At 72.0% G+C, this 12703-nt stretch carries 10 protein-coding genes; 7 read left to right on the top strand and 3 right to left on the bottom strand.

All coding sequences use genetic code 11. From position 1 onward, the window contains the following. The first annotated feature begins 222 nt into the window (after positions 1-222). Both ACFWHU_RS05845 and ACFWHU_RS05840 read left to right on the top strand, forming a co-directional pair. A complete protein-coding gene (locus ACFWHU_RS05845; RefSeq protein ID WP_385801900.1) occupies positions 223-612 on the top strand; it encodes a ribonuclease domain-containing protein in 390 nt (129 codons plus the stop codon). A 43-nt stretch (positions 613-655) separates the two neighbouring features. Continuing rightward, positions 656-1042 (top strand): barstar family protein, encoded by a 387-nt coding sequence (locus tag ACFWHU_RS05840; RefSeq protein ID WP_385801902.1) that lies wholly within the window; start codon positions 656-658, stop codon positions 1040-1042. A 55-nt stretch (positions 1043-1097) separates the two neighbouring features. Here ACFWHU_RS05840 and ACFWHU_RS05835 read toward each other — a convergent pair whose 3' ends face one another. Both ACFWHU_RS05835 and ACFWHU_RS05830 read right to left on the bottom strand, forming a co-directional pair. Beyond that, positions 1098-2636: an ankyrin repeat domain-containing protein gene (locus ACFWHU_RS05835; protein WP_387224100.1), complete on the bottom strand. Its 1539-nt coding sequence runs from the start codon at positions 2634-2636 to the stop codon at positions 1098-1100. A 94-nt stretch (positions 2637-2730) separates the two neighbouring features. Beyond that, positions 2731-3642, bottom strand: coding sequence for a hypothetical protein (locus ACFWHU_RS05830; RefSeq protein WP_385801906.1), 912 nt, complete (start codon positions 3640-3642; stop codon positions 2731-2733). A gap of 310 nt (positions 3643-3952) precedes the next feature. Here ACFWHU_RS05830 and ACFWHU_RS05825 point away from each other — a divergent pair, with 310 nt between their 5' ends. From ACFWHU_RS05825 to ACFWHU_RS05815, 3 genes are all read left to right on the top strand, one after another. Next, positions 3953-4735, top strand: a complete 783-nt coding sequence (locus ACFWHU_RS05825; RefSeq protein ID WP_385801907.1) for a S1 family peptidase — start codon at positions 3953-3955, stop codon at positions 4733-4735. A gap of 447 nt (positions 4736-5182) precedes the next feature. Continuing rightward, positions 5183-5947 carry a serine protease gene (locus ACFWHU_RS05820; protein WP_385804769.1) on the top strand — a complete coding sequence of 255 codons (765 nt, stop codon included), beginning with the start codon at positions 5183-5185 and terminating at the stop codon, positions 5945-5947. Positions 5948-6095: 148 nt separating this feature from the next. Further along, the gene (locus ACFWHU_RS05815) at positions 6096-9203 is read left to right on the top strand and encodes an endo-alpha-N-acetylgalactosaminidase family protein (RefSeq protein ID WP_387224099.1); all 3108 of its coding nucleotides are present in this window, start codon (positions 6096-6098) and stop codon (positions 9201-9203) included. 212 nt (positions 9204-9415) lie between these two features. Here ACFWHU_RS05815 and ACFWHU_RS05810 read toward each other — a convergent pair whose 3' ends face one another. Continuing rightward, positions 9416-11167 (bottom strand): beta-galactosidase family protein, encoded by a 1752-nt coding sequence (locus tag ACFWHU_RS05810; RefSeq protein ID WP_387224098.1) that lies wholly within the window; start codon positions 11165-11167, stop codon positions 9416-9418. 146 nt (positions 11168-11313) lie between these two features. Here ACFWHU_RS05810 and ACFWHU_RS05805 point away from each other — a divergent pair, with 146 nt between their 5' ends. Further along, positions 11314-12201: a helix-turn-helix domain-containing protein gene (locus ACFWHU_RS05805; RefSeq protein WP_387224097.1), complete on the top strand. Its 888-nt coding sequence runs from the start codon at positions 11314-11316 to the stop codon at positions 12199-12201. A 44-nt stretch (positions 12202-12245) separates the two neighbouring features. Continuing rightward, positions 12246-12575 (top strand): chorismate mutase, encoded by a 330-nt coding sequence (locus tag ACFWHU_RS05800; RefSeq protein WP_385794899.1) that lies wholly within the window; start codon positions 12246-12248, stop codon positions 12573-12575. Positions 12576-12703: the final 128 nt, after the last annotated feature.

The following is a 12703-nucleotide window of genomic DNA, read 5'->3' as shown; positions in this document are numbered from 1 at the left end:
ACTCCCCCACCCCTCTGCCATTTTTGTGGGGGGGGTGTGTTTTTTTCTATCCCCCCGGGGGGGGGGGGGGGGGGGCGCTCCGCCCCCACCCCCGCCCCCCCCCCCGACGACAAACCGGCCGCGAAGGGCGGATGTCGTGCCCGTACCGGCCGGTTAACTTCCCGAAAACTCCACGGACTTGGCATTGACGTGCTCACGTCTACGCGCGTCATCATGGTGGGCATGCGAATCCCCCCACGAATCGCCCTCATCGGCGGCGCAGCCGCCCTCCTGTCCACCCTCCTCGTCGGCGGCACGGTCGCGACCGCGGCCACCGCCGCCCCGCTCGCGGTCGGCGACATCTGCTACTCCGACCTCCCGTCCCAGGCGCACGACACCCTCGACCTGATCGACGCGGGCGGCCCCTACCCGTATCCGCAGGACGGCGGGGTCTTCCAGAACCGCGAAGGCATCCTGCCGCAGGAGTCCACCGGCTACTACCACGAGTTCACCGTGGAGACGCCGGGCTCTCCCGACCGCGGCGCGCGCCGCATCGTGACCGGTAACGAGGAGCAGGACTACTACACCGCCGACCACTACGAGTCCTTCGACCTGGTCGACCACGGCTGCTGATCCCGCACGGCCGCCACGACGACGGACAGGTAGCCTCCGCCCCATGACTGTGACGTATGTGATTCCTGGGGCGGAGGTCACCGACCTGGAGCGTTTCTGGCAGGTGACGGGCGAGGCAGTGAACGGACCGGACGGCTACTTCGGCCGTAATCTCGACGCGTTCGCCGACTGTCTCAGCGGCGGCTACGGGACGCCGGACGACCGGGACTTCGTCATCGAATGGCGCGACCACGAACTCTCGCGCCGCGCGCTCGGCCACCAGGAGACGGCGCGGCAGCTCAGGCTCCGGCTCGCACGGGTGCCCGAGGTCAACAGGGGCTTGGTCCAAGGCCAGTTGGACGAGGCGCAGGCAGGCCGTGGCCCCACGGTCTTCGACTGGCTCACGGAGATCATCGACGAACGCGCGCCCGGCACCCTGCGGCTGCTGTGACCCCGGCGGCGCCGGGCCGTGTCCTCGAAGTCCCGCCCGGCCCGCGGCGACCGGGTCACCGGCCGCGCGGCAGCAGGCCCGCCAGCCTGCGCCGGACCGCCGCGTCCGGCAGCCGGCCCACCGCGTCGGCCGCCGTCTCGCGCGCGTAGCCGGTCAGCGACCCGTCGGCGAGCATCCTGGCCAGGGCGTCCACCGCCCGCGGGTCCTGACGCGCCACCAGCCCCCGGGCAGCCTCGGCGGCCGTGACCGCCACCGGGTCCGTCAGCCGCGCCGCCAGGGCCGCGCGGATCGCGGGCGTGTCGGCGTCGACGCCCGCCAGGGCCGTCGTCGCCCGTTCCCGCACCGAACCGTCGGTGTCCGCGCTGAGCGCCGTCAGCGCCGCCAGCCCCTCCTCGTGGTCGCCCGGCACGAGCCCGGTCAGCGCGACGGCCACCCGGCGGCGTATCGCGGCGTCCGGATGGCCCGTGTGCCGCAGGATCTCCGGCAGGGCGTCCGCCGCACCCTGCTTTCCCAGCGCCGTCACGCTCGCGCCGATCAGCTCCGGCGTCTTCGCGCCCGCGCACAACTCCCGCAGCGGCGACAGCGCCCGGTCCGCGAAGATCCGCCGGTCATCCCCAAGGCCCCCAAGCCCCCCGAGCACATCCGCCGCGAACGCGCCACGCAGCGGATCGTCGCTCGCGCACCAGGCGAGCGCCGCCTCGAACGACTCCTCGTCACCCCGCCTCCACAGCGCGGCCACCGGCTCCCGCCAGTCGTCCCGGCCGGGCACCCCGCATCTCAGCGCCCGCCCCGCCAATTCCTCGAACGGCGTCCGGATGCCCAGCGATTCCTCCAGGACGGTGCTGATCGCCCCGTGCCCGGTCTGCCGCTCCAGGCTCGCGACCGGCACGCCGTCCTTCAGCGTCTCGACGACGATCGTCACCCCGCCGTCCTCCTCGATCCGGCGCACCACCGTCTCGTCGCCCCCGCCCTCACCGGCCATCGGCAGCAGTTCGGCGTGCAGTTCGTGCTCCACCGCCTCGGGCGCGGTCCACCGCCGCGCCTCGGCCAGCGCCTCCTCGCGCGCGCCCGCGCCGTGCCGCAGCAGCGCCCTCACGGTCGACGGCGAGCCGCGCCGGGCGGCCGTCACGAGCGGCGGCTCACCGTCCGGGACGCCGCCGCCGGGACCGGGGAGATCGGGGTCGGCCCCGTGCGCCAGCAGCGCCTCCACCGTGGCCGCGTGTCCCTGCCCGACGGCCCAGGCCAGCGCCGTGAATCCGTACGCCTCGCGCCGGTCGGGGCGCGCGCCCGCCGCCAGCAGGGCCAGGACCACCTCCGTATGACCGCCGCACGCCGCTCCGCACAGCGGCAGGTCTCCGCCGTCCACCCCGCTCGCGCGCTCGGGGTCGGCGCCCGCCGCCAGCAGCACCCGGACCGCGCCCGGTTCGTCGCTCACCGCGGCGGCGTAGAGCGCGCTCTGGCCGTCCCGGTCGGTCGCCTCGGCGGGGACGCCGGAGCGGAGCAGCGCGACCACGGCGTCGTCCCGGCCCTCGTACACGGCCGAGAACAGTTCGTCCCGCGCGCGGTCGGAGCCCGCTGTCCGCTCATTCGTCATACTTCGACCTTCGCCCGAGAAGGTCATTCACGCCAAATCGACAGAACGTCGACCATCTGCCTGTTCGGTGAAGTCCCTTGCTGGGAGGGGCAGTTCAGGTGTCGCAGTCGAGAACCGTGTGACAGAGCTGGCACCGCGCCCGCACCCGGCCCCTGACCGGCACCCGGATCCGCTGATGGCACGTGGGGCAGGGGAACGACACCCGCAGCCCGTCGGCGAGCGTCTCGAAGGCGTACGGGCGTCCCGCGTCCCCGGCCTCGCCGGGGTGGTCGAGCGCGTAACGCCGGTCCTTGGCATAGCGGTGCCGGCCCGACCAGCCCGCCGTGGTCAGCGGGGGCTGCTGCTCGTCCCGTACGGCCTGCGCCTTGCCCTTCGTGTACGCGGTGTAGCCCTGCGGGCTGGTGAACCAGATGCCGGGGTCCTCGTTGAACACGATGGCGCGCTTGGCCAGCACGTAGCCGAACTCCTCCGGCGTCAGATAGCCGAGCTTCTGGCTGGAGTCCCGGTCCTCCCGGAACGCGTCGAGCAGCAGCCAGCCCGCGCCCAGATAGGTCGTCACGGTGTCGGTCAGGATCTCGTTGTCGCGCGTGCCGGGGAAGCTCAGCCCGAGCCGGTGCAGCAGGACATGGGTGATCTCGTGCGCGAGGGCGGCGCCGATGTCCCTGCGGTGCCGCCGGAATCGGTCGTTGAGCTCGATGAAGTACTCCGGACCCGCCGTCAGCTCGACGCTCGCCGCGTGCTCCATCTCGCGGAAGCTGACGATCATCCGGGCGTCCGGCAGATGCAACTGCTGGACCAGCGCGCGGGCCACCCGCTGCACCCCGAGATGGAGGTCGTCGTGGTCGGCGAAGGCGACGTCGGCGGGCGCGACGCTGGTGTCGTACCGGCGGATGCCGTCGTCCGACATGCGCCGGTAGAGGGCCGTGACGGCGGCCCGCACGGTGTCGAGATGCGGGTAGCCGTGTACGACCGGGCTGCCGCCGTTGGTCCCGTCTCTGTCCGTCACGCCACTACCCCTTCGTAGGACGGTCGACCGCTCTCAACTGTACGGGGGCCCGCCCGGCGGGCGGCGGATGGAGCCCGACCGTTCGGTTGGCCGAAACCCATGTCTTGTGCCACGGCTGATTTCCTCCCCATAATCCGGATCACGCTGTGGCGAGCGGATACAGGCGATCTACGTTTCATCGGGTCGTCGGTCGGCTTCGCCATGCGTACGGCACCCCCACGTGCTGAGCGTCATCCGTACACAGCTTCACGCACGACAGCCCCACGCAAGACAACGAAATGCACTGTTTCCCCCCACGAAAGGCAGTCAGTTGAGCTTCCTGCGTGCCCTCAAAAGATGTGCCGTCGTCGGCGCGGTCGTCCTCGCCGGTGTCAGCCTTCAGCCCACCTCCGCTTCGGCCACCCCGCCCCCGGGCCCGCTGGTCGTCGGCGGCACCCCTGCCGAGCAGGGTGAGTTCCCCTTCATGGTCCGCCTCTCCATGGGCTGTGGCGGCGCGCTCTACGAGCAGGACATCGTCCTGACCGCCGCCCACTGTGTGGACGGTTCGGGCCCCGACACGAGCATCACCGCCACGGCGGGCGTCGTGGACCTCGAAAGCCCGGACGCCGTCGAGGTCAACTCGACCGAGATCCTCCAGGCGCCCGGCTACAACGGCACCGGCAAGGACTGGGCGCTGATCAAGCTCGCCGAGCCGATCGACCTGCCCACGCTGGACATAGCCACGGACGACTCGCTCAACAACGGCGAGTTCACCGTCGCCGGCTGGGGCGCGGCCACCGAGGGCGGTGCCCAGGAGCGGTACATGCTCAAGGCCAACGTGCCGTTCGTCTCCGACGCGGACTGCGAGGGCGCGTACTCCGGCAGCCTCGTGCCGTCCGAGGAGATCTGTGCCGGCTTCATCGACGAGGGCGGGGTCGACACCTGCCAGGGCGACTCCGGCGGCCCGATGTTCCGTGACAACGGAAACGGTGGCCTGATCCAGGTCGGCATCGTCAGCTGGGGCCAGGGCTGCGCGCAGCCCGGCTTCCCGGGCGTCTACACCGAGGTGTCCACCTTCGCCGCCGACATCCAATCGGCAGCGGCGGGTCTCTGACGCGGCCGTCCGCCGCGCGCGCTGACGCCTCTTCAGAAGGCGTGCCGGGCGCGTGACGTGACATGAAGGCGGAGGGGTGGTTGCCGGACCGGTCGGTCCGGCAACCACCCCTCCTTCTCGTTCCCCGGGGCGCCCGCGACCTTCGTCCGTGTGGGCGCTCTGTCGGTCGCCGCTCGCGCGGCGGCCGGGGGTGAGGGTGGGTTCCGGTGTTCGGTGGCCGGACGACGACCGGAGGCCGACCGTTCGGTTGGCCGAGATTCGTATCTTGTGGGGCTGCTCCCGCCCTCCGGATAATCCGGATCGCGTTCCTGTCGGGCTCATGCCAATGGGCGTGCGACGCGCGTCGACCCGTGTGCCCTACAGGGATAAATCCCTCAAGCCCCCACGAAAGGCAGACCGTTGAGCGTTCAGGGTGTTCTCAAGAGATGTATCGCCGCCGGCGCCGTCATGCTCGCCGCCATCAGCCTCCAGACGACCTCCGCCGCCGCCGCGCCCGTGCCGGACGCGCCCAAGACGCAGGCCGCGGCCCCCCTCGCGCCGCCCGTCGTCGGTGGCACGCGCGCCGCCCAGGGTGAGTTCCCCTTCATGGTCCGCCTCTCGATGGGCTGCGGCGGCTCGCTGTACTCGTCCACCATCGTGCTCACCGCCGCGCACTGCGTGAGCGGATCGGGCAACAACACCAGCATCACCGCCACCGCCGGTGTCGTGGACCTCCAGAGCACCAGCGCCATCAAGGTCCGGTCCACCAAGGTCCTCCAGGCCCCCGGCTACAACGGCGCGGGCAAGGACTGGGCGCTCATCAAGCTCGCCCAGCCCATCAACCTGCCGACCCTGAAGATCGCCACCAACACGCAGTACAACACCGGCAACTTCACCGTCGCCGGCTGGGGCGCGGCCACCGAGGGCGGCGCCCAGCAGCGCTACCTCCTCAAGGCCACCGTCCCGTTCGTCTCCGACGCCAGCTGCAACTCCTCGTACGGTGGCCAGATCATCACCAGCGAAGAGATCTGCGCCGGCTTCGCCGCGGGCGGGGTCGACACCTGCCAGGGTGACTCGGGCGGCCCGATGTTCCGCAAGGACAACGCCGGCGCCTTCATCCAGATCGGCATCGTGAGCTGGGGCAACGGCTGCGCCCGGCCCAACTACCCCGGTGTCTACACCGAGGTCTCCACCTTCGCCTCCGCCATCGCGTCGGCCGCCTCCACACTCTGATCGACACGTGTGACCCGCAGGGCGGGACAGGCCGCGGAGACGCTTCGGCGCGTTAGTCCAAGACCTGTCCCGCCTTTGTCCATGGGCGCACCCGCTCCCCGCGACGCAAATTGACGTGCACGGAACACCGTGGACGAAGAGGAGCGACGTGTACGCCAACGCAAGTGACCGAGGCCCCCGCCGCAGAACCGTCGTTGCCGCCACCGCGCTCGCGGGGGCCGGCGCCGCCCTCGCCGCTCCGGGCGGCGCCTTCGCGGCCGGTACGAGGCCCGGAGGCGGCCCCGCGCCCGCCCCCGGCACCCGCGAGAGCGTCCTGCGCTCCCGCCAACTGGAGGTCCGCGTCGACAGCGGCTTCCCGCGCGTCGTGTCGTACACCGACCGCGGCACCCGCGCCGTCCTGCACGGCCGGAGCACCCCGGTCACCGACGTCCTGATCGACGGCACGCCGCACACCCCGCGGGTCACCACCAGGCCCGCCTCCCGCGGCCGGATCTCGTACACCCTCGCCTTCGACGGCGGCACCGAGATCGACGCCGAGATCACCGTCGACGGATGGCGCGTCGACTGGCGTATCACCCGCGTCGCCGACACCGAGACCCTGCGCGTCGGCACGCTGGAGCTGCCCGAACTCGCCCTGCTCTCCGTACGGAGCGACCAGAGCGGCGCGACACTGCTGGCCGCCCGTGTCGAGATCGACAAGGCCAAGAGCGGCGACACCCTCGTCCGCGTCACGCCCGACACCCCCGCGAAAGCGCCGGCCGGCTGCGCGTACGCCGTCGTGGCACACGACCGGCTCGGCGGCGCGATCGAGACCAACACCGTGTACGACCGGCCAGGCACCGGCACCACCTGGGACAACGGGCGGCTCTGGCACCGCACCGAGCGCCGCGACGGCGCCGTCGAGGCCCAACTGCGCTGCGGGCAGTGGACACACCGCGCGGACACCTCACCCGTGGACGCCACCGAACCGCTGCCGTACGCCACGGTGATCGTCACCCGCGACCGGGGCGGCGACGGCACCGTCGACTGGCAGGACGCCGCCATCGCCTTCCGCGACATCATGGTCAACCCGCTCGGCGCCGACGAGCAGCACCTGCGCGTCGTCCCGCACATCCCCTTCAACTTCGCCAGCCAGGCCACCAACCCGTTCCTGGCCACACTCGACCAGGTCAAGCGGATCTCGCTGGCCACCGACGGGCTGCGCCAGTACACCCTCCTCAAGGGCTACCAGTCCGAGGGCCACGACTCCGCGCACCCCGACTACGCCGGAAACCACAACACACGCGCCGGCGGCCTCGCCGATCTCAACACCCTCCTGAAAGAGGGCGCGAAGTGGCACAGCGACTTCGGCGTCCACGTCAACGCCACCGAGTCCTACCCCGTCGCGAACGCCTTCTCCGAGACCCTCGTCGACAAGACCGACGAACAGTGGGACTGGCTCGACCAGAGCTACCGCATCGACGCCCGCCGCGACCTCGTCTCCGGCGACATCGTCCAACGCTTCCAGGACCTGCGCGACGAGACCCACCCCGCGCTCAACACCCTCTACATCGACGTCTTCCGCGAGTCCGGCTGGAACTCCGACCGGCTCCAGCGCGCCCTGCGCGACCAGGGCTGGCACATCACCACCGAATGGGGCCACGGCCTGGAGCGCTCCGCGCTGTGGTCGCACTGGGCGACCGAGACCGACTACGGCGCCGACACCTCACGCGGCGTCAACTCCCAGCTCATCCGCTTCATCCGCAACCACCAGAAGGACGTCTTCGCCGACAAGTGGCCCACACTGCTCGGCATCCCGCGCACCGGCAACTTCGAGGGCTGGGTCGGCAAGACCGACTGGAACGTGTTCCACGAACTGATCTGGACCGAGTCGCTGCCCGCCAAGTACCTCCAGGCGTACCCGATCCGGCGCTGGACCGAGCACGAGATCAGCTTCGACGGGCCGACCGGGACCGTCGTGAGCGACGCGGACGGCACCCGGCGCATCACCACCGACGGGCGCCTCGTCTACGACGGCGGGTCCTACCTGCTGCCCTGGGAGCCCCGCGAGGCCAGGAACCCGGCCAAGCTCTACCACTACAACCCCGAGGGCGGCACCACCCGGTGGCAGGTGCCGCGCGGCTGGGCCACCCGCCCCCGCACCGCCCTGTACCGCCTCACCGACCAGGGCCGCCAGCACGTCGCCGACCTGCCCGTACGAGGCGGCAAGGTCACCGTCGACGCCGAGGCCGGGCAGCCGTACGTGCTGTACCCCGACCGCGTCCCGGACACCCCCGACCCGCACTGGGGGCAGGCCACGCCGCTCCACGACCCCGGCTTCAACTCGGGCTCGGCGGACGGCTGGCGGGTGAGCGGCCCGGCCCGCGTCGAGCTGAGCGCGCTCGGCGACTACGAGCTGGTGATCGGGGCGGGCGGCGCGGCCTCCGTAGGACAGCGCCTCGAACGCCTCGCACCGGGCACGTACGCCGCGTCCGTACAGGTCGAGGTCGGCAGGACGGCGGGGGAGCGGCGCAGGGCGGCCCTGGAGGTCCGTACGTCCGACGGTGTGACGGCGGTCAACTGGACGGAGAACTCCACGGCGGGCAACCACGTGGCCGCCGACCGCAAACACGGCACCCGCTTCCAAAGGATGTTCACCCACTTCACCGTCCCCGAGCGCGGCGGCCCCGTCGACCTCCTGCTGACGGCGGCGGCGGGCGAGGCACGCGTGCGCTTCGACAACGTCCGCGTCGTCGGCGCCGGGCGCTCCACCAGGCGCGGCGCACTCGCATACGAGGACTTCCAGCACGTCCCGCAGGGCTGGGGCGTCTTCGTGAAGGGCGACGCGGGTGGCGCCACCGACCCGCGCACCCATATCGCCCAGCGGCACGCCCCGTTCACCCAGCGCGGCTGGAACGGCAAGGTGATCGACGACGTCGTCGATGGCACCGAATCGCTCAAGTCACGCGGCGAGAACGACGGACTGGTGTACCGCACCGTCCCGCACACCGTCCGGTTCGAGCCGGGCAGGCGCTACCGCGTCACCTTCCGCCACGAGAACGAGAAAGCCGGCCAGTACGCCTGGATCACCGCGGTCGACGAACCGGGGGAGCGGGAGCTGTCCCGTACGGAACTGGCCGTGGCGACCGAACCGACCGTCCTGAGCTACGAGTTCACCGCCCCGGACGACGGGGACGCGTGGGTGGGACTGCGCAAGGTGGGGGACGACGGCACGGCGGAGTTCGTACTCGACGCGTTCGAGGTCCACGAGATCTAGGGCCTGTCGTTTGGATCTTGCCGGGCTCGCGGTCCCTGGCACGCACGCCCGCCGCGTTGTCGTCGGTCGCCAACGCTCCGCGTTGTCTCCCTCCTCCGCCTTGCGCTCGCACGCACCAGACCCCGCTCCCTGATCCGGCCTGATCCAAACGACAGGCCCTAGCAGCCGCCGCCGGGCGGGCCGCGCGCACGCGGACCGCCCGGCGACCGGTCTCACGCCAGCCGTACGTGCCCCTCGCCCGCGCCCTCCAGCTCCAGCACCCACACCTCGTTGCGCCCCGCGCGCAGCACCGGCCCCGGCACGAACAGCGACTCCTGCGGGCCCACCGCCCAGTAACGGCCCAGACAGAAGCCGTTGACCCACACGAAGCCGCGCGTCCAGCCCGGCAGGGAGAGCCGGGCGTCCCCCGGGGACGCCACATCGAACGCCCCCCGGTACACGCCCCGCGCGCCCGGCCAGGCCGGGAGGCGGAACGGCAGCGCGGCGACCGCCGCCGCGTCGTCGAAGGCGTCCAGCCGCAGCCCCCGCGCCCGCACACCGTGCAGATACTGCCGCTCGTGCAGAAAACCGCCCGTGATCCCCTTCGGCTCACCCGTACGGGGCCCGTAGTTGACCCGCCCCAGGGACTCCACCCACGCCTCGACCACCGCCGGCCCGGCCACCGGCTCCGCCAGCACCGGATCCTCCTCGCCCAGCACCCCGGCCCGGACCCCGTCGACCTGCACGACCGCCAGATCACGCAGCCCCGACAGCGTGAGCGGATACGGCCGCCGCGGCCCCGGTACCGCCACGCGGTAGCGCACCAGCCCCCGGTCCACGCCCAGTTCGTCGAAGGTCGGCGGCATCGGCGTCAGCGTCTGCGGCCCGCCGAGCGCGTCGATCACCTCGTCCAGCGACGCCCACCCCTCCAGCTCCACCCGCACCGGCCCGTCACCCAGCACGGGCGGCGCTGGCGGCACCTCGGGCAGCGGCCCCTCCCGGTACGCCGCCAGGACCTCCCGGAACAGCCAGAACTTCTCCGTCGCCAGCCCCGCCTCGTCCACCGGCGCGTCGTAGTCGTACGACGTCACATCCGGCTCAAGAACACCCTCGTGCAGCACACCGGCGCGATTGGCGCCCGCCCGGCCCGCGAAGTTCGTGCCGCCTTGCGCCATGTAGATGTTCACCGACGCCCCGCACTCCAGGATCTCGCGCAGCGCGTCCGCCGCGTCCGCCGGATCACGCACCACGTGCGGCGCGCCCCAGTGGTCGAACCAGCCGCACCAGAACTCCATGCACATCAACGGGCCCCCGGCCCGGTGCTCGCGCAGCGTCGCGAAGGCCGCACGGGCCCCCGAACCGAAGTTCACCGTCGCCAGGACACCGGGCACCGAACCGCCCGTCAGCATGTGGTCCTCCGGGCCGTCGGAGGTGAACAGCGGCACATCGATCCCGCAGCTACGGAGCAGCGCGGCCAGAGTGGAGAGGTACGGCAGGTCGGAGCCGTAACTCCCGTACTCGTTCTCCACCTGCACCATGATCACCGGGCCGCCGCGGCCGATCTGGCGGGAGACGACCTGCGGCAGCAGACGGCGCAACCACCGCTCCACCGGCCCCAGATACGCCGGGTCGCCCGTCCGTACGCGCGAACCCACCGCCGCCGTCAGCCAGTACGGCAGCCCGCCGTTGTCCCACTCCGCGCAGATGTACGGACCCGGCCGCACGATCGCCCACAACCCCGCCCCGGCGGCCGCGTCCAGGAACCTGCCCAGCGCCCCCACATCCACGAACCGGCCGGGCGCGGGCTCGTGCAGATCCCACGGGACATACGTCTCCACACAGTTCAGACCCATCGCGCGCAGCATCCGCAGCCGGTGCGGCCACTGCTCCTCATGGACCCGGAAATAGTGCAGCGCCCCCGAGAGCAACCGCACCGGGCGGCCGTCCACCAGGAAATCCTTGTCACCTACAGTGAAATCGGCCACCGCCGCTGCCCTTCGGTTCGATCATCCGCCAGGGTCACCCTCACCCCCTGGTCACGGACGGGTCCATGGACAAAGATCAGCGGTGCATGGACGTACCGGGCGCGCGGACCTGACCGGAAGCGGCCGGGAGAGGAGAGCGGCAACGGATGTACCACACCTGGATGCGGTACTTCACCCCCAGCCCCGTCCACCACCGCCTCGGCCTCGTCTGCCTCGGCGTCGGCCTCCAGCACGGCCGGCTGCCGACCGTCGGACCCCGCGTCCTCGACCACCACGTCGCCGTCGTCATCGGCGCGGGCAGCGGCTGGTACCGCGACGCCGAAGGGCACCGCACCACCGTCACCGCCCCCGCGCTGCTCTGGCTGATCCCCGGCGTACCGCACCACTACGGCGCCGACCCCGAGACCGGCTGGGACGAGAGCTTCGTCGACTTCACCGGCCCCGCCACCGCCACCTACACCGAACTCGGCTACATCGAGACGGACCGCCCCGTCGTCCCCCTCGCCGACGCCGCCACCGCGCGCGCCGCCGTCGGCCGCATCGTGCGCGCCGCACGGCGGGGCAACCCGCTCCTGGAGGTCGAGACCGGCGCCGCCGTCCACGAACTCCTCGTCGCACTGCGCCGCGACCGCGCCGATACCAACGCCGAGGGCGACCTCGTCCTCCAGGCCCTCGCCCGTGACGCCTTCCTGCCGCTCTCCGTCGCCGAACACGCGGCACGGCACGGCATGAGCCCCGCCGAACTGCGGGGCGCCGTCCGCAGAGGCGCCGGATGCAGCCCCAAGGACTATCTGCTCGGCATCAGACTCGGCCGCGCCAAGGAACTCCTCGCCGCCACCGAACTGCCCGTCGCGGCCGTCGCACGCCGCGTCGGCTACGACGACCCCGCGTACTTCTCCCGGCTGTTCACACGCCGCGTGGGCATCGCGCCGGTCCGCTTCCGGGAACGCCAGGGCCAGGCCGTACCCGGCGGCTGGAGCGACAGCGTCCCCGACCCGGACCACCCCCCGACGATCACGACGCCCTCTCCTTGAGACGCTCTCCATGATCCGCGCGACACCCCCTAAGCTTCCGCACCATGACCACGAGCGACAACGGCGGCATCGACCAGTCCGTCCAGGCCGAGCTGGACCGGCTCCGCGGGAGTATCGACAACATCGACGCGGCCGTCGTCCATATGCTGGCCGAACGGTTCAAATGCACCCAACAGGTCGGCTTCCTCAAGGCCGAACACCATCTGCCGCCCGCCGACCCGGCCCGCGAGGCCCGGCAGATCACCCGGCTGCGGCAGCTCGCCGAGAGCGCCAGGCTCGACCCCGCCTTCGCCGAGAAACTCCTCAATTTCATCATCGCCGAAGTCATCCGGCACCACGAGACGATCGCCGACGGCTCCGGGCCCAGGCCCTGACCGGATCCGCCCGGTCCGGCCCCCGATCGCCGGACGGGCCCGACGGCCTGCCGGACGGCCGGGAAAGACGCGCTCCGCCGCGCCCCCGCGCCACGCTCCCGTGACCCGGCCCGTGCGCTGACAGCGCA

The sequence above is a fragment of the Streptomyces sp. NPDC060366 genome, assembly GCF_042725135.1.
Lineage (GTDB): Bacteria > Actinomycetota > Actinomycetes > Streptomycetales > Streptomycetaceae > Streptomyces.
Note: the sequence above shows the minus strand (reverse complement) of the source record. Positions and strands in the feature narration are given on the sequence as shown.